Source organism: Yersinia bercovieri ATCC 43970 (assembly GCF_013282745.1).
GTDB classification, from domain to species: domain Bacteria; phylum Pseudomonadota; class Gammaproteobacteria; order Enterobacterales; family Enterobacteriaceae; genus Yersinia; species Yersinia bercovieri.
This window is the reverse complement of the sequence record NZ_CP054044.1, coordinates 3466560-3489142: the sequence shown is the minus strand read 5'-3', so window position 1 is coordinate 3489142 and position 22583 is coordinate 3466560. Positions and strand designations below refer to the sequence as shown.

Here is a 22583-nt window from a genome sequence, read left to right as displayed (position 1 = left end):
TAACCCGGCAACCCTAAATAGCGCGGCTCTATCCCATAAGCGAGATACTCATGTTCGATTTCTCCACCCCCGTCGATCGTCACGGCACCTGGTGCACCCAGTGGGACTATATTGCTGACCGTTTTGGCGCCGCAGACCTGCTACCATTCACTATTTCAGATATGGATTTCCCCACCGCGCCGGTGATCCTGCAAGCACTCAATCAGCGCATTGAGCATGGTGTTTTGGGCTATAGCCGCTGGCAGCATGAGGATTTTCTCGGCGCGATCCGCCACTGGTATCAAACGCGTTTTCAGTGCCACATTGATACCTCCATGGCGGTCTACGGCCCCTCGGTCATCTATATGGTGGCCCAGCTGATTCGCTGCTGGTCAGCGCCCGGCGACTTTGTTGTCACTCACACCCCAGCTTATGATGCCTTTTATAAAGTGATCCTCGGTAATCAGCGCCAGTTGCTCAGTTGCCCGCTACATAACGTGGATAACCAGTGGCAATGTGATATGGCACATCTCGAAGCGCTGCTGGCACGGCCGCAGACCAAAATATTATTGCTGTGCAGCCCACATAACCCGACGGGCAAAGTCTGGTCGCCCGCAGAGCTGGCACAGATGGCCGAGCTATGTGAGCGCCATCAGGTGAAAGTGATTAGCGATGAAATTCATATGGATATGACCTGGGGCAATCAGCAACATACACCATGGAGCCAGGTGGGCCATACCCCTTGGGCCTTACTCACCTCCGGCTCCAAGACATTCAATATTCCCGCCTTAACCGGCGCATACGGTTTTATCAGCGATACTGACACCCGCGAGACCTATAGCCAGATGTTGAAAGGCCGTGATGGCTTATCTTCCCCTGCGGTACTGGCTATCGTGGCACATATTGCCGCTTATCAACAAGCCGCCCCCTGGTTAGACGAACTGCGCAGTTACCTGCAAGCCAATCTGGCTTATGTGGCGCAGCGGTTGAATGGCGCGTTCCCAAGCTTAAACTGGCAGCCACCACAAGCCACCTACTTAGCATGGATAGATTTACGCCCCCTGAATATTGATGACCATCAATTGCAGGAAGTGCTGATCGAGCGAGAGAAAGTCGCCATTATGCCGGGTTTCACCTATGGCGAAGAGGGTCGTGGCTTCCTGCGGCTCAATGTCGGCTGCGCCCGCAGTAAGCTGGTGGCGGGTATGGATAAGCTAATTAGTGGCATTCAGTTTTTACAGAGAGAATAGCAGCATTCCGTCGGATATAACTGTTTGTGCACCAGTTGAATAAATATAAAATGTGACTTCTCTCTTGGAGGACTCACATTTATTTATAGGAAACAAGGATTGGTGCCTAGAATAGATACTATGGATTTTATAACTGCAAGTTATGGTCATTTCAATTTTCATCGCCGCGATTTTTCGATTGATGATCATGATTTTATTATTATTTTCTCAGAAGTTATCATGTTAGAGAGTGGAGGAACCTCTAATTTATCTAATGACGACGTCGGATTTATAATTCCTGAAAATACTTATGAAGTGAAATTTGATCGGGCAGAAAATTTTCGTAATGAACTCTATTTCGAATTACCTGCCGCAAATTACAGTAAATTTGACTATCAAAGTCTAATGCGATTAGGAAATGCATTAAATATTATCATTACCAGTCACTATAATAAGTTCAAACCTCAGGTCTACTTATCTGTTGCCGTTAATACAAGACTAAAACTGTTCTATGACCGATTATGTGAAAAACAGAACTTCGACATTCCCGTGGAAATCAAAATAGATATTGGTGAAGGAGGAAGAGGATATGCCATCAAAACACCTCGATTTTATGATACTGCAACGTAAGAGAGAAGCCATGAAGCGCGCCAAAGCCGCTTTTACCGCTGCTGAAAAAAATGGCACGCTAAAGGTGGTCAGAGTCACTATTCCACCACAATGAATCTTATTTTCAGGCACCACTCAGTGAATGAGTGGTGCAAAATCTGAGTGTCGCCCTCTGCTATTCATCACTAAAGGTGACTTTAGTCACCTTTTAATGCAACGTGCTGGATATTTTCATTAATTTGTTTTTATAATGTTCTGCACTTTACCCGCAAGAATCACCTTCTGATAAAAGTGAGTGCACAATATGATTGATCCCCGCCTTCCCCTGACTGACATTCATCGCCATCTTGATGGCAATATCCGTGCGCAAACTATTCTGGATTTGGGCCGTCATTTTAACCTGTCGCTACCTGCTGATGAAATCAACGCCCTGCGCCCTCATGTGCAGATCACCAAAACGGAACCTGATCTGGTGAGTTTTTTGCAAAAACTGGATTGGGGAGTCGCGGTTTTAGGCTCGCTTGATGCTTGCCGTCGTGTGGCTTATGAGAACGTCGAAGATGCCGCCAACGCCGGTCTACACTATGCCGAGCTGCGCTTCTCGCCCTTTTATATGGCCATGAAGCATCAGTTGCCAGTTGCCGGGGTGGTTGAAGCGGTGATTGATGGCATCACCTCCGGCTGTCGTGATTTTGATATTGATATTCGCCTGATTGGCATTCTAAGCCGTACTTTCGGTGAGCAGGCATGTCAGCAAGAGCTTGATGGCTTGTTAGCCCATCGCGACGCTATTACCGCCCTGGATCTGGCCGGTGATGAGCTGGGCTTCCCTGGTGGCCTGTTTCGCAGCCACTTCAACTGCGCGCGAGATGCGGGTTGGCGTATTACCGTCCATGCCGGTGAAGCCGCCGGTCCAGAGAGCATCTGGCAGGCGATCCGTGAGTTAGGGGCGGAACGTATCGGTCATGGTGTTAAAGCGGTGGAAGATATCAAGCTGATGGATTATCTGGCTGAGCACCGCATCGGTATTGAGTCCTGCCTGACATCTAACATCCAGACCAGCACAGTGGCGACACTGGCAACACATCCTTTGGCGACCTTCTTGCGCCACGGTGTGATTGCATCAATCAATACCGATGATCCAGCGGTTCAAGGTATCGAGATTGCCAATGAATACCATGTTGCAGCCCCTGCGGCGGGTCTAACGCCATCAGAGATTCGTCAGGCACAGGAGAATGGCCTGACCATGGCCTTTATCAGCGAAACTGAGAAACAGGCGCTGCGCGATAAAATTCGGGAGTGAAACGAAACGCCAGACGAGTGACAAACCTCAACCACTCGACCTCAGCTGGTGAGGTCGGGCAGAAGAGTAAAGCGTACGCGCCAGGGATGGCGCGGTTCTAGCCTACAGGGATGCTTATTTTTACAAAGGGAATACGGCGCCTTTACGATCTGTCGGCTCTCTCCGCTGTGGCTATTTTGTCAATTATCTCACGCCGCTATTCCATGGAAGGACTGGCGTGTTATCAATGAGTTAGCTATTTGGTTTCCGCACGACTCGTTGCGGCCTGCAACTCTGTCGCCTGCTCTTTTTCAGCACTCTCTCTGGCGACCCGTTTGGCGTAATGCTGCGCCAATACGGCACAAACCATCAATTGAACCTGATGGAATATCATCAGCGGCAATACCATAACTCCCACCACAGCGGCCGGGAACAGCACATTGGCCATTGGAATACCATTAGCCAGACTTTTCTTCGAGCCACAGAACACAATGGTAATTTCATCGGCGGTATTGAAACCGAGCCAACGCGCAGCCAGGGTATTGACCACCAATACTACCGTCAGCAGCACCATCGAACAGACCAATATTGCCAACAGCGACCAACCATCAATTTGATGCCAAATCCCCTGAACCACTGCCTCGCTAAAGGCCACGTAGACCACCAATAAAATCGATGACCGGTCAGTGATATTAACCAGTTTTTTATGGCGTTCGACCCATTTGGCAATCAGCGGACGTGAGAGATGGCCGACAATGAATGGCACCATCAGTTGCATGATGATTGAGCCGATAGCGTGCAAAGTATCGGTATCACCGCCCTGAGTCTGCATCAACATGCCCACCAGAATCGGTGACAGGAACACGCCAAGGATGCTAGACGCCGAGGCGCTACAGATAGCCGCCGCCACATTACCCCCCGCCACCGAGGTATAGGCGATGGCGGATTGCACGGTGGCGGGCAAGGCACACAGATAGAGGAAGCCGAGATACAGCGTCGGGGTTAATACGCCGGGAACTAGCACATTCATGCCCAAACCGAGCAGTGGGAATAGCGCAAAGGTACTGAGGAACACCAGCAGATGCAGCTTCCAGTGGCCCATGCCGCTGACTATTGCCGCGCGGGATAACTTGGCACCGTGCATAAAGAACAGCAGGGCAATTGCTGCGGTGGTCAGGTGCTCAAACCACACTTTAACTTCCCCTTCGCACGGGAAGATTGACGCGATAATGACCACTAAAATCAGCACTAATAAGAACTTATCTATCTTTAATCGTTGCAGCCATGACATGCCAAGATATTCCCCAAACAAAAACGCTGGGCTATGTTGCCGCCCAGCGAGAGTCAAAACTCAGTTTGCCGATGAAACCGGCAGCGCTTTTTTCTGTTGATCAGAGGCCATACCCAGCTCAATCAACTCCATCACTTTAATCGCTTCGCTGGCCGGCACTGGATTCGGCGCGCTGCCCAAAATGGCATCACGAACCCCCGCATAATAAGCGGGATAATTACCCGGCAGTGTCAGCAGTGGTTTCTCCGCCAGAATACCATCATGTGACAGTGTCACTACGCCATCACGCATATCATAGCCCCAATCAGCCTGCGGTAGACGCTCACCCGCTTTTAGCCGATCTTCTTGTGGGTCGAGACCAAACTTAATGTAGCTACCCTGCATACCGTGAACGATATAGCGCGCGGTTTCTGCGGCGGCGAGCACCGTGCCATGTAGTACCACCCGTTGATCGGGGTAGCTGAGAATCGCATGAAAATAGTCAACCGACTGCGCACCGGGGCGCAACATGCCCAAATCGACATTCAGCGTCTCTGGCAGCCCAAACAGTTGCAGTGCCTGATCCAGTAGATGTGGCCCTAAATCGTACCAGATGCCGCTGCCGGCACCGGCCTGCTCCCGCCAGCGTTGGCGGATCTCAGGGCGATAGCGGTCAAAATGAGACTCAAAATAGACCACTTTGCCCAGCGCGCCTTCGGCCAGCAACGTTTTTAGCGTCAGGAAATCACTGTCCCAGCGGCGATTGTGAAACACGGAGAGCAGTAAACCGGCCTCATCGGCCTGTCGTTTCAGTTCATTCGCTTGTGACAGTGTCACGGTAAACGGCTTATCGACCACCACATGTTTGCCCGCGGCCAGTGCTTTTTGTGCCAGCGGGAAGTGGGTGTCATTGGGGGTAGGAATAACAATCAGGTCGATGGCAGGATCATCAAATAGCGCTTGTGGCTCTGACACCACGGTCATGGCGGGCCAGTCGGCGTGAACTTTACTGGCATCACTGCTGGACACACCAGCCAGTTCTAGTCCCGGTGTGCCCATAATCAGCGGCGCATGGAAGGTTTTACTGGCGTAGCCGTAGCCCAGTAGACCCACTTTTATTTTTTCGGCCATGGTATTCCCTCTTACTCAGGAGATTTCATTATTTGATATCACTCGTTTAACCGATTTGACACCATGATGATTCCCGCGACAAGAGGTAATTTTTTGCTTAACGTCACCGGCGGGCTTAAACCTGCACCATGGCCTCGCCACTATCCCGCCATTCTGGCTGACGCAAACTACGTTGCGGGTAGTTGGTTTCAAGGCTGCGACGCCTGAAATCACTGGGGCTGACCCCCACGCGCTTGCGGAAAACGCGGGAGAAATAGAGTTGATCGTCATACCCCACCACCCGACCAATAGTGGCAATCGGCTCTTGCGTGGTTTGCAGTAATAACTTGGCACGGATCACCCGCTGATCTTCACGCCAGCGCAGGATATTGATCCCCACCTGCTCGCGGAACAGGTGCGCCAGTCGCGACGGCGAGAGGCAGACATGCCGTGCTACCTCGTCAATGCGCAACTCACCGGCCAGATTGCCGGTAATAAACTGACATGCCTCAATGACACGTGGGTCCATAATACGTTGCGGGCTAAGGGGATCTTCCTCCATTGCCCGGAGCAACAGGCGCTCGAGCAAATTCATGCCCAGCTCTTCACCAAAACGTCGGCCCGATTTTTGCGTCTGTTCGATATTGGCAAACAGGCGGTCAAACTCCAGCAGCAAGTTATTGTTTGGTAATGATAAGCGCCCGACTTCATGGGTTTTACTGTGCCACTCCAACCAGTCAGCCCAATACGCCCGTGGCCGGAAGTAGACCCAGCGGTGATACCAACAGTCGCTATTGGGCGAGCGGCCATAATAGTGCGCGGCCTTAGGGGGAAAGAGCAGCAAGTCACCGGGGTTGCTGTAAAAGGTATTTTCGCCGTCAAAAATTTTACCCTGCCCCTTGATGGTCAGGTTGAGAATATACCCTTTCATGCCACCCGGTCGGTCGATAAAGAAATCGAGTGGTCCATCTGCCAGAATCGGGGTTAATCCCGCCACCAGATAGGCGTTAAAGGTGTAGCCTGGTAGCAGTGGATTGGGTTGCGGTTCCTGAACCATTCGATGGTACATTTAGCCTCCTTGGAGTCCTGCGCTGGTTTTTGCTCAACAAATTCACTCTGCCTATTTCAGTTTATCGGACGGATTTAACGCCGCCCGATAGTGATGACAGAAGTGTGAGCCAGATGGAATTTTTATGGATTTTTCTGCCATCAGGCGATTTATACCGTCCGTTTAGCCAGCTGTTTGTAACGGTCGAAGATCACCGCCGCCAGCAGGATCAAGCCACGCACCACATATTGCGAGAAGGGCGAGATGTTTAGCAGGTTCATGGCGTTTTCCACGGTCCCCAGAATCAGGATACCGGCGATGACGTAAGAGATTTTACCAATCCCGCCTTTCAGTGAGACCCCACCCAGCACACAGGCAGAAATCACAATCAGCTCATAGCCAATCGAGGTCATCGGCTGACCGCTGGTCATGCGTGAGGCCAAAATAATCCCTGCCGCCGCCGAGACTAACCCCGATAACACAAAGATAATGATTTTGGTGCGCACCACCGGAACACCCGCCAGCCGGGCGGCATCTTCGTTGCCACCAATCGCCAGGGTATTGCGGCCAAAAGTGGTTTTGTTCAGCAGAAAACCAAACAGCGCCAGACAGGCAATGGTTATCCAGATTGGCGCGGGTAAGCCGAGCCAGTTGGTGTAACCGAGGGCGAAGAATCGTTCGTCTTCGATACCCACCGCTTTACCATCAGAGATGATGTAGGCCAGACCACGGACAATTTGCATGGTGGCCAGTGTGGTGATGAGGGCGTTGATCTTCAGGCGGGCAATCACAAAGCCGTTAATCAATCCGCACAGTGCCCCCAGTAGCAGACCCGCCCCCACCCCCAGCCACAGGCTTTCGGTCATATTGATCACCACCGCAGTGGTGACACCGGCGCAGGCAATCACCGAGGCGACTGATAAGTCAAAATCGCCGGAGGCCAGACAAAATAACATGCCACACGCCACCATCCCCGACATCGAGATAGCCAGCCCCAGCCCTTTCATATTGATGAAGGAGCCAAAGTTAGGCACAAATATCACGCAACCAATAAAGACCACGGCGAACACCACCAGCATACCGTAGCTATCCCAGATGCGAGATAAGCCGAATCCGCCTTTGATCGGCGCATCCTGTGGTGGCTGTGACTGATTTGATGCCGGACTCTTCTTCTCAGAACTCAAAGTAACGCTGGACATGGTTCACTCCTTTACAATCAGGCAACCGCAGGCGCGGCATCAGTAGCAATATTCGGGGTACGTAGCATCGCCAAACTTAACGCTTGCTCTTCAGTGGCATAACCGTGGTCTAACTCACCGGAGATAGCCCCTTCACGCATCACCACAATCCGGTCCGCCAAGCCGAGCACTTCTGGCAGATCACTGGAGGCAAACAGCACGGCAATGCCCTGCTTCGCCAGCTGATAAATGACGTTATAGATCTCATGTTTAGCACCGACGTCAATACCGCGCGTCGGCTCATCCAGCAAAATCACTTTCATATCTTCGGATAGCCAGCGGCCTAATATCGCTTTTTGCTGGTTACCGCCGGACAGATTCATAATTAGCTGTTGGGCGCCGGGTGTTTTGATATTCAGCGATTCAATGCGTAATGCCGCATTCTCCCGCTCCCAGCGGTTATTAATCAGGCAGCCTGCGGTCACTGTTTTGCGGCGGGCGCTAATATTGATATTGTCCTGCACCGAATGGACCGGAATGATGCCGTCAGCTTTGCGGTCTTCAGGGCAGAGCATGATACCGGCGGTGATGGCGTCAATCGGTGAGCGGATCTTCAGCGGTTTGCCATCCAGCAAAATCTGTCCGCTGGTCAATGTGGTGCCGCCAAATACCCCTTTGAGTAATTCGCTGCGACCGGCACCGACCAGGCCAAACAGGCCGACAATCTCCCCTTGATGCACACTCAGTGTGATAGGTGTTTTCACCCCAATGGCTTTTACCGCTTGTAGCGTTAGGCGCTCAGGGCCGAGTTCACGTGGTTGATAGCCATAGATATCCCCCAGATTACGCCCGACCATCGCCTGCACCAGTGAGTCGTTATTCACCTGGCTCATATCATCAAAGGTGCGCACATAGCGGCCATCTTTGAACACGGTAATCGCATCGCTGAGTGCAAAAATCTCCTCCATCCGGTGCGAGACATACAAAATGACCCGCCCTTCGGCGCGTAACTCGCGGATCACCCGAAACAGTTGTTCGATTTCACGGGCAGAGAGTGAGCTGGTTGGCTCATCGAAAGCGATGATTTTGGCATTGCGCGCCAGTGCTTTGGCAATTTCCACCATCTGCCATTGGCCGATGGAGAGATATTTCAGTGGGGTGTCGGGATCAATCTCCAGCCCCAGATGTGCTAGCTGCAAACTGGACTCATAACGCAGCAACTTGCGATCAACCATGCCCATCTTGGTAGGCAATTGGCCTAGATAGATATTCTCTGCCACTGTCATCTCGGGAACCAAATGCAGCTCCTGATAGATAATGGCGACCCCCGCGTCGAGCGCTTCGGTGGTATTGGTAAAATTAACCGCCTGGCCTTTGATGTGGATTTCGCCCTGCGTTGGCCTGTAGTTACCACTGAGAATTTTCAGCAGGGTCGATTTTCCCGCCCCATTCTCCCCCATCAGGGCGTGGATCTGGCCCGCCTGGCAGGTAAAACTAATATCATCCAGCGCTTGAACACCGGGAAAACTTTTTCCGATGCCACAAAAAGCCAGATAAGGTGACTGCCCGGCTTCCAGCTCAGCTTGTAACGCAGAATGGAGTGCTGACATGATGGCTTCCTTATAAAGTTGGGTAGCACTGCCCTCCGAATGGCGGGGTGAATTGGGGCAAGCCGCAGCCTGCCCCCAGTGCGCCATAGCGCCTAACGGAATTACATCAAGCCCTTTTTCTCTAACTCGGTTTTGAAGTTATCGCGGGTTATCAGCACCACATCAGTCACTTCAGTAAATTTCGCCGGTTCAACATCTTTGGTCACCCAGTCATGCAGCATCTGGATGCTCTTATAGCCATGGATATCCGGGCTAGGTAACAAGGAGCCATAGAAGCCCGTCGCCTGACCTTTGGAGAGTTCGCTAACCGCATCCACCCCGTTGATACCAATACCGATCACATTCGGCGCTTTAAAGCCCTGACCTTCAGTGGCGCGCACCCCACCCAGCACCGTGTTGTCGTTCATGCCGACGATCAGCCAGTTTTTCACTTCAGGATGCTGCACGAGCATCGAGTTGGCGGCATCGAATGCGCCGGGGATATCATTGGATTTAGTGGGAACTTTATAGATCTGTTTCTCTGGGAAGCCCGCCGCTTTCAGTGCATCCATGGAGCCACTGGTGCGGCGGCGTGCGGTGTCCAGCTCATCGGAGGTGATCGCCATCACTGCCGTTTCCCCCGGCTGCCAGCCACGATTGTTCATCTCTTTCCACAACTCCTGGCCCTGACGCTCACCAATTTTGGTCGCCGCCATCATCACCAACGGCACACTCTCCATCGGCTTACCTTTGGCATTCACAAATTGATCGTCAACCGCAATCACTTTCAGGTTATAGCTGCGGGCCTTGGCCTCAATGGCTGGCCCCAATTTCGGGTCTGGCGTACAGATAACGAAGCCTTTCGCGCCACTGGCCGCCAGACTGTCGATGGCATTCAGCGTCTTCTCACCATCAGGCACGGCAATTTTTATCACTTCGAAGCCTAAATCCTTGCCCGCTTTATCAGCGAATTTCCATTCGGTCTGGAACCATGGCTCTTCAGGCTGCTTGACCAAAAAGCCTAACTTCATGCTCTCGGCAATAGCTGAATGTGACATAACGGCCGCTAACCCAACCACTGCCAGCGCCTTAGTTAATTTATGCATAGTGTTCTCCGGACTGTTTTTGTAGGAAGAGATGTTTTTTGTCTGTTTTTTCGTCAACCACTCAAATCGCACGATTTTTAGTGGAAACGTTATCAATACTGTTTTTCAGCTCCAGTGCGGCTAGATGCGCTATTTAAAGCCACCTAACTTCAGCACACCCGGTAAGACGTTGACAGTTTTAGCCTGAATTATGCTTTGGAATGTAGAGCGCTATCACATCCAGAGATTACAGTTTGATTATCCATATATTCAGCAAATTTAACCTCTCTCTAACTTTTGACTGACATCACAAAAACGCTGTAGGAAGCAGAAAAGTACATACTTCCAGCTATCTACTCCTCACCGCTTGCCACGACTCACTCCTATCTTGGATAGCAATAAATCGGCTATTGCCAATCAACCCTTATGTTCTGCAATCGTTAGGAGCAACCACTTATGACAGGCGACGTTATAGCGGCAGAGAGTGCCATCCCGGCGAATAAGGCCATCTCCCTTGGGCTGGATTTTGGCAGCGACTCCGTCCGGGTATTGGCGGTTGATTGTCAGCATGGCACCGAGATCGATACCGAAGTGGTCTACTATCCACGTTGGCAGCAAGGTCTTTACTGTCAGGCGGCCAACAATCAGTTTCGCCATCACCCACTCGACTATATAGAAGCGATGGAGCAGGCTATCCGTCAACTGGTGGGCCGTCTCAGTGCCGAACAGCGCCAGCAGATTGTGGCTATCGGGGTCGACACCACCGGCTCGACACCCGCCCCGATTGATGCCCAAGGGCAGGTCCTGGCGCTACGCCCTGAATTTGCCGACAACCCAAACGCCATGTTTGTGCTGTGGAAAGATCATACCGCGATCGAAGAGGCCGAGGAGATCAACCGCTTATGCCGCAGCGGTGAGTTCACTGACTACTCACGTTATATCGGCGGCGTATACTCCTCCGAGTGGTTCTGGGCAAAAATCCTGCATGTGACCCGCGCAGATGCGGCGGTGCGTGATGCCGCAGTCTCCTGGATTGAGTTGTGCGACTGGGTGCCAGCGCTGCTATCGGGCACCACGGCACCAGCAGCTATTCAACGGGGCCGGTGCAGTGCCGGACACAAAAGTTTGTGGCATCCATCCTGGGGCGGCTTACCGCCACGGGAATTTTTGGCCGCACTGGACGCCACTCTGGTTAATGACCTCGATTGCCCTCTGTTTACCGAGACCTATACTGCCGAGCGCCCGGTGGGGTTGATTACCGCGCAGTGGGCTGAACGTCTGGGGCTACCGGCTACAGTGATCCTCGCGGGTGGCGCATTCGACTGCCATATGGGTGCCGTCGGTGCAGGTGCTCAGCCTTATACATTGGTCAAAGTGATTGGCACCTCCACCTGCGATATCTTGATTGCCGATGAAAAGTTGGTGGGTGAGCGCGCCATTGCCGGTATTTGTGGTCAAGTTGACGGCAGTGTGCTGCCCGGCTGGATTGGGATGGAGGCGGGTCAATCCGCCTTTGGTGATATGTATGCCTGGTTCAGCCGCTTGCTGAGTTGGCCGCTACATCAAGCCGCTTTAGCGCAGCCTGAGCTGCAACCGCAACTCAAACAGATTGAATCTACCCTGCTCGCCTCATTAACGGCGGCGTGGGCGAAAAATCCCTCCCTTGATCATCTGCCGATCGTGCTCGATTGGTTTAATGGCCGCCGCACCCCCAATGCCAATCAGCGGCTAAAAGGGGTGATTACCGATCTGAATCTCGGCACCGATGCTCCGACCCTGTTTGGTGGCTTTATTGCCGCCACGGCGTTTGGCGCACGGGCCATTATGGAGTGTTTTGAACAGCAGGATATTCCGGTGGAGAGTGTGCTGGCGCTAGGGGGTATCGCCCGCAAATCACCGGTTATCATGCAGGTGTGTGCCGATGTGATGAACCGCCCGTTACAGATAGTGGCCTCGGATCAGTGTTGTGCGCTGGGGGCGGCGATTTTTGCCGCCGTGGCGGCCGGCGTTTTTGCTGATGTCCCCACGGCGCAGCGCCATATGGCCTGCAAAATTGAACGGACTTTGACCCCCAATGCCGAGCAAGTTGCACGCTATCAGCAGCTCTATCAGCGCTATCAACAGTGGTGTTTATCAGCAGAACCACACTACGCCCCCGTCAGCGAGGCTATGCACTGATCTTAATGGTTAGCCTGATTTATAACTGCATATTAGTTACACCCTATTTATTAATTGGAGCATCAGATGGACGTATTCAAACAATCAGAAGTGTGGTTCGTCATCGGCAGCCAGAATCTGTATGGCCCTAAAACCCTGCAACAAGTGATGGATAATGCCCATCAGGTGGTCAACAGCCTCAACAGCGAAGCGGGTTTACCCATCAAGCTGGTGCTGAAACCTTTGGTCACCACGCCGGATGAAATTACCGCCCTGTGCCGTGAGGCAAATTACGAGACTGCCTGTATCGGGGTAATGACCTGGCTGCACACCTTCTCTCCGGCCAAAATGTGGATTGGTGGCCTGACAATTCTGAACAAGCCGTTGCTGCAATTCCACACCCAGTTTAATGCGCAAATTCCGTGGGAAACCATGGATATGGACTTTATGAACCTCAACCAGACCGCCCACGGTGGCCGTGAGTTTGGTTTTATCGGCGCACGTATGCGCCAGCAACACAGTGTGATCACTGGCCACTGGCAGGATAAAGCAGCACATCAGCGTATTGCTCAGTGGATGCGCGTGGCGGCCGCCAAACAGGAGAGCCAACAGCTGAAGGTGGCGCGTTTTGGCGACAATATGCGCGAAGTGGCCGTGACCGATGGCGACAAAGTGGCGGCCCAAATCCAGTTTGGTTACTCGGTTAACGCCTATGGTATTGGCGATCTGGTCACAGTAGTGGATGCCGTCAGCCAGGGCGATATTGCGACTCTGGTGGAGGAGTATGAAGCCACCTACCGCTTGACTGATGCGGTGAAACTTAATGGCAATAAACGCGAAAACTTGCTGGATGCCGCGCGCATTGAGTTAGGCATGAAGCGTTTTCTCGAGCAAGGCGGCTTTAAAGCTTTTACCACCAATTTTGAAAACCTGTATGGCCTGAAGCAGCTACCGGGCTTGGCGGTGCAGCGCCTAATGCAACAAGGTTACGGCTTTGGTGGCGAAGGTGACTGGAAAACCGCAGCACTGCTGCGCATTCTGAAAGTGATGGGCACCGGCCTGAAAGGCGGCACCTCATTTATGGAGGATTACACCTATAACTTCCAGCCGGGTAATGATCTGGTAGTCGGCTCCCATATGTTGGAAGTGTGCCCCTCGATTGCCAAAGAGCAGCAACCGCTGTTAGACGTCCAACATCTGGGTATCGGTGGTAAAGCCGATCCGGCGCGCTTGATCTTCTCGACGCCCGCAGGCCCCGCGCTGAATGCCAGCTTGATTGATATGGGGGATCGTTTCCGCCTACTGGTCAATGTGGTTGATACCGTTGAGCAGCCGCACCCCCTGCCAAAACTGCCAGTGGCACGGGCTATCTGGCAGGCGCAGCCCTCACTGGCCACCGCCGCCGAAGCCTGGATCATCGCCGGTGGCGCGCACCATACGGTATTCTCGCAAGCCATCGGGGTTGATGAGTTACGTCTGTATGCTGAGATGCACGGCATTGAGTTCCTGCTGATCGATAACCACACCACACTGCCAGCATTCAAAAATGAGATCCGCTGGAACGAGGTCTATTTCCACCTCAATCGCTAAGTGAATCGGTCACTCAAGGGCTTATCCCCCTGAGTGACCGGATCAATTACCCGGTTTGTAGCCGCCACAAGCGGGCATAAACCCCCGCCTGCTCCACCAGCGCCTGATGGCTGCCTTGCTCCAGTATTTGCCCCTCTTTTATCACCAAAATGCGGTGACATTGGCGCAGTGTGTTCAGCCGATGGGCAATACAGATCACCGTGCGATTGCGGATGATCTCCGGCATCTGGCGCATAATGGCGGCCTCTGACTCATAATCCAGCGCACTGGTGGCCTCATCAAGGATCAGAATTTTAGGGTCCGCCATCAGCGCCCTTGCTAGCGCTACCCGCTGCCGCTGCCCACCCGACAACATACAGCCCCGCTCCCCAACCGGCGTTTGATAGCCCTGCGGTAGCGACATAATAAAATCATGCGCCCCCGCCTGGCGGGCAATATGCTCCACCTGAGCCTCATCCGCTGTTGGCCGACACTGGCAAATGTTGTCCCTAATGGTGCCGGAGAACAACACGCTATCTTGCAAAACCACACTCATTTGACGGCGTAACGTGGTGGCATCCGTAATGGCCAGATCCTGCCCATCCACCAGAATCTGCCCATGCTGGGGGATATAGAGCCGCTGGAGTAGTTTGGTCAAGGTCGATTTGCCGCAGCCGGATGGCCCGGTAATGCCGATAAATTCGCCACCGGCAATCTCCAGATTGAGATTTTGTAACACTTCGGCGGTGTCGGGACGATAGCGAAAACGCACCTGTTTAAAGCTCAAACTCCCGCTCCGCTCACTCCCTGACGACAGCCCGGCACTTCCCGGCTCGGTCGGATAATCCAAAATAGTGCCAATCCGTCTCAGCGCCACTTGGGTGTGCTGGAAATCTTGCCATATCTGCGCCAGACGCAAGATAGGTTGAGTGACGTAACCTGAAAATAGGGTAAAGGCGATAAATTGCCCCGGGCTGAGATCTCCCAGCAACACGAGCTTCACCCCATACCACAGCAAGATCGCGGAGGTGACTTTATTGATCAGCATAATGCCCTGCTCAGCAATATTTGCCGTGCGCGCGCAGGCAAATGACGCACGCACATAGCCCGCTAATGATTGCCGCCAGCCGCGATTAAACTGACGCTCTGTCGCCGAGGTTTTGATGGTCTCCAGCCCGCTGATGGCCTCGGTCAAAAAGGCCGTATTCTGCGCACTGGCCTCATATTGCCGCTCCACCCGCTTACGTAATACCCCGCCCACCGCCCACCAAAACAGCAGATAGCACACCAACGAAAACAGCACTATCCATGTCAATTGGCTGCTATAGCAGAACATCACCGCGATAAAGGTGCCGACGAAAATGAGATCCAGCAGCATCGTCAGTGCAGATCCGGTCAGAAAGCTGCGAATTTGCTCCATTTCGCGAACTTTGGCGATGGTTTGCCCAGTTTGTTGCGCCGAAAAGTAGCCCAGCGGTAACCCCAATAGGTGACGATAGAGGCGGGTGTTTAGCTCTGCCCCGACACGACTGGAGAGATGGGAGAACAGCCAACCGCGCAAAAAGGTGTAACATGGCTCAGCTATTGCCAGTGCAATCATGGCACTGCCCAACACCATCAGGCTGCCAACGCCCCGGCTGACCAACACTTTGTCGATCACGGTTTCAAACAGCATGGGTGTCACCAACAAAATGCTCTGTAGCAGCAACGACACCAAAATAATGTTACGCAACTGGTGGCGATATTTGGCAATCACTGGGATAAACCAGCTAAAACCAAAGGCGGCTCTCTTCTGCGCCTGCTGCTCAGCTTTCGCCAGTAAGATAGCCTCACCAGACCACAAACGGCTAAGTTCCTGCTGGTTGATCTGCTGCTGTTGACCATTAGCGGCACAATAGATCACCGCCCCCTGCTCATTCAGCGCCAGCAGTACATACCACTGCGGGCCATCACTGAACAGAATAGGCAGCGCCAAATTGCCCAGTCGCTCAAGTTGTTGATACACCTTTCTGGCGCGTAAACCAATCCAGCCGGCACAGCGGCACAGCGCGATGCTATCTATTTTATCCGGTGTTAAGCCCAGTTGATGGGCTAATTGTGATGGCTCGACGGCCAGATCAAAGCAGGCGGCGGCACGGGCTAAGGCCGTCAGTGGCTGAATAAGCTCAGTTGAGGTTGCATTCGTCATATCAACGCTCCCTCATCGCTTCTGATTGGTACTCTTGCAGCGGGCTGAGTAGGTAGTCGATAACCCGCCGCTGGCCAGTTTTAATCTCTACGCTGACCGCCATCCCGGCCGAGAGGCGCACCGCTTTCCCCGCCACCATTAAGGTATCGCTATCCAGCCGGATGCGCGCCGGGAACACCAGCCCCAGTTGTTGGTCCTCCATGGCATCATGAGAGAGATGTTTGACTTCGCCCGAGAGGGTGCCGAATCGGGTGTAGGGGAAACTGTCAACCTTCACCTCCACCGCCTGCCCCGGTAACACAAAACCGACATCTTTGTTGAGAACCATAACGTCCAGCTCGAGCGGATGGTTTTCCGGTACTAACACCATGAGTGGTTGAGCCGCCGTCACCACGCCGCCCAGGGTGTGAACCGCCAACTGCTGGATAACCCCCGCCACCGGTGCACGTAAGCGCTGTTGGCGCTGTTTTTCCATTAACTTAATCTGCTCCTGCTCTAGCTGGTTGATCACCTCATGGGCCTTATTTAAGCGCTCCTGGTAGCTACGCTTTTTTTCAGCCAAATAGTGCAGGCGGGTTTGGGTCAGGTTACGGGTTTTCGCCTCTAAAATGGCCTGTTCGCTCTGAAAACGGCTGGCCTCTGCGCTGGCATTTAGCCATTCACGCTCCTGGACTAATAGCTCGACCTCCGCAATGGATTTGGATTTAGCTAAGGTTCGCAGTGCCTGTAACCGCTGATGGATATTTTTCATCAATACTTTTTGGTTGGCGATATTGGCAATGCCGGCCGCTATATGGGCTTGATTCACCGCCTGTTCGCTCGCCATACGTGCAAGCTCGGCATTGACCTCATCATGCTCTTTGCGCAACAGCGCCTGAGTCATCAGCAGCAAATCCTCAGGGGTATCAGGGGGTGAGACAAAATGTGCCTGCGGATCACTGCTCAGCAGTGCAACCATGCGCGCGGCCTCGAGCAAACGATGGATTAATTGCTTATTGATATTGCCCAGCTCCGCATCAATACCGATTGGGTTTAGCTCAAGCAACACCTGACCCGCCTCAACTCGGTCGCCATCGCGAACATTAATGGCCGCCACCACGCCAGGCTCCAATGGCTGGATCACTTTCGAGTGTTCAGAAACAATCACTTTGCCATTGGCGGAGGCGTGAATATCAAGTTTGCCGACAATCGACCAGAGAAGCACCAGCAGCAGTGTCAGCACCAGAAACCATGCGGTGCGCCGGGCGAGTGGGGCCACCGGCCGCTCAACGATATCCAAATATGCCGGCAGAAAATCATACTCATCGCGGGGGCGATCCGCCGGAAAGTAGTGCTGCCAGCGGCGTTTTATTGCATTAAACAGTGGCGATTTAGCCAAAAATTGCATCAACTTCATTTTGATTCCTCGTGGCTAAAATCAGCCTGTTGCTGCCAAAGTCGGGCATAGAGGCCATTACGTGCCAGCAGTTGCTCATGGTTAGCCAACTCAGCCACCCTACCTTGGGTGATGACGCCAATACGATGGCAATGCCGCACCGTCGAGAGGCGATGCGCAATAGTGATAACGGTTCGATTGGCAATAATGCGCGCCATATTTTTCTGCACTTCAGCTTGCGACTCATCATCCAGTGCGCTGGTGGCTTCATCGAAAATCAGAATGCGCGGGTTGGCAAGCAGGGTGCGGGCAATGGCAATCCGCTGACGCTGCCCGCCAGAAAGGGATGCGCCCCCCTCCGACAGCACCGTGTCGTAGCCCAATGGCAGCGCCAAAATAAAGCGGTGTGCTCCCGCCAGCGATGCCGCCTCCACCACCTCACTCAATGAGGCGGTGGGCCGTGAGTGAGCAATATTTTCACGCACCGTGCGATTGAACAGATAGCTCTCCTGCATCACCACCCCCACTTGCCGCCGCAAGTATTCGGGGGAGAAGTTGCCTATCGGGTAGCCATCCAAACTGATAACCCCTTGCTCCGCGACATAGAGCCGTTGCAGGAGTCGGGCCACGGTACTTTTGCCCGAACCGGATGGCCCCACCAGGCCAATATGCTCCCCGGCCCGCAGCGTGAGTGAGAAGTTACGCAGTACCGGGTCTAAATCGGGGCGATAGCGGAAATGCACATTTTGCAAAGAGATGTCACCGCGAATATGGCGGTCAGCGGAGGCGGCCCCGGCCGCCTGCTCCATCGGTAAGCTTAAAATATCGGATATCAGCATCAGCCCGACCTGCGCCCGAATGCTCTGTTGCCACAAATCGACCAACTTGCTCATCGGCATTAATGCCTGTACCGCCAACATGTTAAAGGCGATCAGTTGCCCAATACTGAGCTGCACAGCCATCACTTGGTACGCGCCAACCACGATCACCACCGCACCGGCCAGTTTTTGCAGTAACTGCGCCGTCTGGCTGCTGAGATTTTGCAGGTTTTGCACCTGAAAATTGGCTTGTGCATAGTCACGGGTTTGCGTCTCCCAGCGCTGCTGCATTTGCGGCTCTAGCGCCAGACTCTTTACCGTCTCAACACCAGAGACGGTTTCGGTTAAAAATGCGCCATTTTGCGCCGCGCAACCGCACAACACTTCCACTCTCTTTTGCAGTGGCCGGGTGGTCAAAGCGGCTAATAGCAAATAAAGCGGCACCGCCCCCAGAATAATTGATGTTAATAAAGGAGAGATGCACCACATAACCACAAATAATATAAGAGTAAAAACCACATCCACACATAATGTCAGGGCTGAACCGGTAATAAACTCACGAATATTATCTAACTCGCGCACTCTGGCGACAATATTCCCAACATGGCGCTGCTTAAAATAGCTTAATGGCAACTTAATTAAGTGCTTAAATAACTTACCGCCTAATAAAATATCAACCCGGGTGGTGGTGTGGGTGAAGATATATTCACGTAGGAATTTCAATACAACTTCATATACCCCAACTACCAGTAGCGTAATGATTAATACATCTAATGTTGTTAGTGCATTATGCACCAGCACCTTATCCATGATGACCTGAAAGAACAGCGGCGAGATCAGTGCCAAAAACTGTAATAACATGGATAATACCAGCACTTGGATCAGTGATTTTTGATGCTGGAGCAACACAGGAATAAACCAGCGGATATTAAAGCGTGAATGGCTACAATAGATCACCACCCCGCCCCACATATCAATAAGCTCCTGATAACTAATGATTTCAGGCTTATTGCTGTCGGCATGTTGCAGCAAAACTTGTTTTTCATTAAACCGCGCCAATAAAATAAAATTGCCTTGCAAATCACGAAATGCCAGGGGTAACTGTTCAGGTTTAATTTTATTTAATTGCTGTTTTTTGACTTTGAAACGTGCCGTGGTGGCACTTGAGAATTGCGACAAATAGCGCTGCAATAGAGCGACCGTGGCCATTGTCGAGCGATCTATTGCCGCACTCTGGCCAAAATCCTCAACAGTTTGCGAATTCAACCCCGCTAAACGGAGTAGCCGTGTGGCGCAGACCAGTGAGGAGTGAACATGGTTTTCCATAAATTACATTACCACCTAAATGTTTAGAGACGTCGCCACCGAAAAAATAGATACCGGACACGTCAAATAATATATAACGCAGGTATCATAGAGGGGGTTCTATATATAATCAGCATTAGATAAGAGTGTGTAATTTTTATTAATTAAAAAAATCTTGCTTGCAGATTAAAAGAGATATTCGATTCACATAATAAATACGCAAGATAATAGCATTAAATCTATATATTAATATTCCACCATTAAGCATCATACCTTAGAGCCAATGCACTATTTGCGCTGAGTCACGTCACATTTATTGATTTATATCGCCAATGACCAGGCTCTTTATGTGATAATTTTGCGCTGATTTATAGCTATCTGATCTATAGCCATAGTGGTTGGCTGCCGCCGTTTTATCACTGATAACAGGACTTTTTCTCGCCATGACACCGACAATACCCGCGACTGCCGATGAGCTATCCCCTATTGCTGATCTCCCTACTCCTGCTTTGAGCCATGACACCCGCTTGCTACCGATCCAACAGATTGCCCAGCAACTGGGTCTGTCGGCGGATGACCTCATCCCTTATGGTCATCATATGGCGAAAGTTGATATTCGCGCATTACGGCCGCAAGCCCCACAGGGCAAGCTGATTTTGGTCTCCAGTATTACCCCCACGCCCTTGGGGGAGGGTAAAACCGTCACGACAATTGGGTTAACTCAGGGAATCAATCGGTTAGGTTATCGCAGTGTCGCCTGTATCCGTCAACCCAGTCTTGGCCCTGTTTTTGGTGTTAAAGGGGGTGCGGCCGGCGGCGGCGCGGCGCAAGTGGTGCCGATGGAGAAGCTGAACCTGCATCTGACTGGCGATATCCATGCAATTAGCGCCGCGCATAATCTGGCCGCTGCCGCACTGGATGCGCGGTTGTATCATGAGCAGCGCCTGGGCCAGGACTTTAGCCCACAAACCGGTATGCCACTGCTCAATATTGATCCGCAGCAGATCCTCTGGCCACGGGTGGTTGATCATAACGATCGTGCGCTGCGCCAGATTCGGGTGGCTATCGGCGGTGGTAGCAATGGGGTTGAGCGGGCTGATCATGTGGAGATAACCGCAGCATCTGAATTGATGGCTATTTTGGCATTATCAGAAAATCTGCAAGAACTGCGCCAACGGATTGGGCGCACTATTTTGGCTCACTCCATCAGCGGCCAGCCGATTACCGCTGATAATCTGGGCGTCGCCGGTGCCATGACCGCGCTGATGAAAGAGACTATCCACCCGACACTGATGCAAACCAGCGAGCAGACGCCGGTGCTGATCCACGCAGGCCCCTTTGCCAATATCGCGCACGGCAACTCTTCCGTGCTGGCTGACCGCTTAGGGCTGCAACTTGCCGATTATGTGGTGACAGAAGCGGGTTTCGGTTCAGATATGGGGATGGAGAAGTTCTTTAATATCAAGTATCGCCAATCAGGTATCGCCCCGGCCTGTGTGGTGTTGGTGGCAACCGTGCGCAGCCTGAAAGCCAATAGCGGGGCTTTTGATATCAAACCGGGTCAGCCGCTCCCTGCTGCGATCCTCCGCGAAAATATTCCGCTGCTGAATGCCGGCTGCGCCAACCTTAAGTGGCACATTAATAACGCCAAGAGCTACGGCTTACCGGTGGTGGTGGCAATCAACCGTTTTCCTGACGATAGCGCCACCGAGCTGACACTGTTAGCGGACTATGCGCTCTCTGCTGGCGCACTGGCCTGTGAGCTAAGTGATGCTTTTGCCGAGGGGGGAGCCGGAACACTGGCGCTGTCCCAACAGGTGATCAATGCTTGCGCACAGGCGGCAAAACCTCGCTTGCCCTACCCTGATAGCGCCTCGTTGCAACAAAAACTGCACATTTTGGCCCAAAGCTATGGCGCGCGGGAGGTGACCATGACCCCGCAGGCGCGGCAACAGTTGGAGCAGATAAGCGCCGCCGGTTTTGCTCATTTACCCCTGTGCATAGCTAAAACACCACTGTCGATTAGCGCCGATGCCAGCCTAAAGGGGGTGCCGCATGATTTTGTACTGCCCATCACCGCCTGCGCCCTGTCAGCCGGTGCCGGATTTGTCCGCATCTATGCCGGTAACATTATGACCATGCCCGGTCTGGGCGCTCAACCTGGGTATTGCCATATCGATATAGATGACGAAGGACACATTTGCGGGTTAAGCTAGACCCATTCAGAAGAGTGATGGCCGCAGTATGGTTATCGCTTTTTATCAATAGATAAAAGGTTCACCATGTCTCAACCGCAGCAATATCAACGTATCGGGGGCTGGTTATTGGCTCCGCTGGCCTATCTTATTGTCACGCTGCTCAGTGCCACTTTAATGCTGACGCTGTATGCCATGGCCATTTTTACCCCAGCGTCGAGAGAGTATCTGGTGACCAACTCGCAGGCATTTACCTTGCAGTGGTACTTCTCCGTCATCACCACTGTTTTTATGTGGATTTATACCCTCTGGGTGATCTGGCTATTTTGCAGCCGCTCTCGGCGCCTGGTAAAATGGTTTACTCTTTGGCTACTCATCACGGTATTATTGGCGCTAAAAGCCTTCGCTTTCTCACCCATCAGTGACGATATGGCGTTACGTACCTTAGGGTGGCCTCTATTAGCGGCGGCAATTTTCGTGCCTTACATCAAGCGATCCCAACGGGTGAAGCATACTTTTACCGAGGATTAAGGGAATTAAGCACATTTCCCTCCTAAAATCGCAATAACCCTGCACTTCATCTGTTGTCGTCAGGCC

General features: G+C 52.5%; 17 protein-coding genes. 8 read left to right on the top strand and 9 right to left on the bottom strand.

What is annotated here, in order from left to right; genetic code table 11:
- Window positions 1-50: 50 nt before the first annotated feature.
- The 4 genes from HRK25_RS15815 to add all read left to right on the top strand — a co-directional run bounded on the left by HRK25_RS15815 (window position 51) and on the right by add (window position 3120).
- Complete coding sequence (locus tag HRK25_RS15815; RefSeq protein WP_005277637.1) at window positions 51-1229, top strand: MalY/PatB family protein; 1179 nt, start codon at window positions 51-53, stop codon at window positions 1227-1229.
- A gap of 102 nt (window positions 1230-1331) precedes the next feature.
- Window positions 1332-1838, top strand: a complete 507-nt coding sequence (locus tag HRK25_RS15810; protein WP_226713300.1) for a hypothetical protein — start codon at window positions 1332-1334, stop codon at window positions 1836-1838.
- Entirely contained in the window at window positions 1798-1932 is a 135-nt protein-coding gene (locus tag HRK25_RS20310; RefSeq protein ID WP_257210077.1) for a hypothetical protein, read from the top strand. The genes HRK25_RS15810 and HRK25_RS20310 overlap by 41 nt, the downstream gene beginning before the upstream one ends.
- Window positions 1933-2121: 189 nt before the next feature.
- Window positions 2122-3120: an adenosine deaminase gene (gene add, locus HRK25_RS15805; RefSeq protein ID WP_005277640.1), complete on the top strand. Its 999-nt coding sequence runs from the start codon at window positions 2122-2124 to the stop codon at window positions 3118-3120.
- A 235-nt stretch (window positions 3121-3355) separates the two neighbouring features.
- On the opposite strand, the gene HRK25_RS15800 is transcribed toward add, so the two are convergent.
- The 6 genes from HRK25_RS15800 to HRK25_RS15775 all read right to left on the bottom strand — a co-directional run bounded on the left by HRK25_RS15800 (window position 3356) and on the right by HRK25_RS15775 (window position 10400).
- Window positions 3356-4390 (bottom strand): bile acid:sodium symporter family protein, encoded by a 1035-nt coding sequence (locus HRK25_RS15800; protein ID WP_099460600.1) that lies wholly within the window; start codon window positions 4388-4390, stop codon window positions 3356-3358.
- 60 nt (window positions 4391-4450) lie between these two features.
- Window positions 4451-5500 carry an oxidoreductase gene (locus HRK25_RS15795; protein ID WP_005277645.1) on the bottom strand — a complete coding sequence of 350 codons (1050 nt, stop codon included), beginning with the start codon at window positions 5498-5500 and terminating at the stop codon, window positions 4451-4453.
- Window positions 5501-5615: 115 nt separating this feature from the next.
- Complete coding sequence (gene araC, locus HRK25_RS15790; RefSeq protein ID WP_032898596.1) at window positions 5616-6548, bottom strand: arabinose operon transcriptional regulator AraC; 933 nt, start codon at window positions 6546-6548, stop codon at window positions 5616-5618.
- 149 nt (window positions 6549-6697) lie between these two features.
- A complete protein-coding gene (araH, locus tag HRK25_RS15785; RefSeq protein WP_005277649.1) occupies window positions 6698-7726 on the bottom strand; it encodes an L-arabinose ABC transporter permease AraH in 1029 nt (342 codons plus the stop codon).
- 17 nt (window positions 7727-7743) lie between these two features.
- Window positions 7744-9315 carry an L-arabinose ABC transporter ATP-binding protein AraG gene (araG, locus tag HRK25_RS15780; RefSeq protein WP_032898598.1) on the bottom strand — a complete coding sequence of 524 codons (1572 nt, stop codon included), beginning with the start codon at window positions 9313-9315 and terminating at the stop codon, window positions 7744-7746.
- A gap of 101 nt (window positions 9316-9416) precedes the next feature.
- Window positions 9417-10400 carry an arabinose ABC transporter substrate-binding protein gene (locus HRK25_RS15775; RefSeq protein WP_004715863.1) on the bottom strand — a complete coding sequence of 328 codons (984 nt, stop codon included), beginning with the start codon at window positions 10398-10400 and terminating at the stop codon, window positions 9417-9419.
- Window positions 10401-10835: 435 nt separating this feature from the next.
- Here HRK25_RS15775 and HRK25_RS15770 point away from each other — a divergent pair, with 435 nt between their 5' ends.
- Both HRK25_RS15770 and araA read left to right on the top strand, forming a co-directional pair.
- Window positions 10836-12557 (top strand): ribulokinase, encoded by a 1722-nt coding sequence (locus HRK25_RS15770; protein ID WP_005277655.1) that lies wholly within the window; start codon window positions 10836-10838, stop codon window positions 12555-12557.
- A 66-nt stretch (window positions 12558-12623) separates the two neighbouring features.
- Window positions 12624-14126, top strand: a complete 1503-nt coding sequence (gene araA, locus HRK25_RS15765) for an L-arabinose isomerase (RefSeq protein ID WP_005277658.1) — start codon at window positions 12624-12626, stop codon at window positions 14124-14126.
- A gap of 46 nt (window positions 14127-14172) precedes the next feature.
- Here the strand turns inward: araA and HRK25_RS15760 are convergent, their stop codons facing one another.
- Genes HRK25_RS15760 through HRK25_RS15750 form a run of 3 tightly spaced genes read right to left on the bottom strand, consistent with a single transcriptional unit; the run spans window position 14173 to window position 19812 of the window.
- Window positions 14173-16293: a type I secretion system permease/ATPase gene (locus HRK25_RS15760; protein WP_005277661.1), complete on the bottom strand. Its 2121-nt coding sequence runs from the start codon at window positions 16291-16293 to the stop codon at window positions 14173-14175.
- 1 nt (window position 16294) lies between these two features.
- A complete protein-coding gene (locus tag HRK25_RS15755; RefSeq protein WP_032898600.1) occupies window positions 16295-17689 on the bottom strand; it encodes an HlyD family type I secretion periplasmic adaptor subunit in 1395 nt (464 codons plus the stop codon).
- Window positions 17686-19812, bottom strand: a complete 2127-nt coding sequence (locus tag HRK25_RS15750; RefSeq protein ID WP_005277665.1) for a peptidase domain-containing ABC transporter — start codon at window positions 19810-19812, stop codon at window positions 17686-17688. Before HRK25_RS15750 ends, HRK25_RS15755 begins: the two co-directional genes overlap by 4 nt.
- Before the next feature lie 422 nt (window positions 19813-20234).
- Between HRK25_RS15750 and HRK25_RS15745 the strand changes: the two genes are divergently transcribed.
- Window positions 20235-22007, top strand: a complete 1773-nt coding sequence (locus HRK25_RS15745) for a formate--tetrahydrofolate ligase (RefSeq protein ID WP_005277669.1) — start codon at window positions 20235-20237, stop codon at window positions 22005-22007.
- 66 nt (window positions 22008-22073) lie between these two features.
- Window positions 22074-22517: a DUF2569 domain-containing protein gene (locus tag HRK25_RS15740; RefSeq protein ID WP_005277672.1), complete on the top strand. Its 444-nt coding sequence runs from the start codon at window positions 22074-22076 to the stop codon at window positions 22515-22517.
- The last annotated feature ends 66 nt before the right edge of the window (window positions 22518-22583 follow it).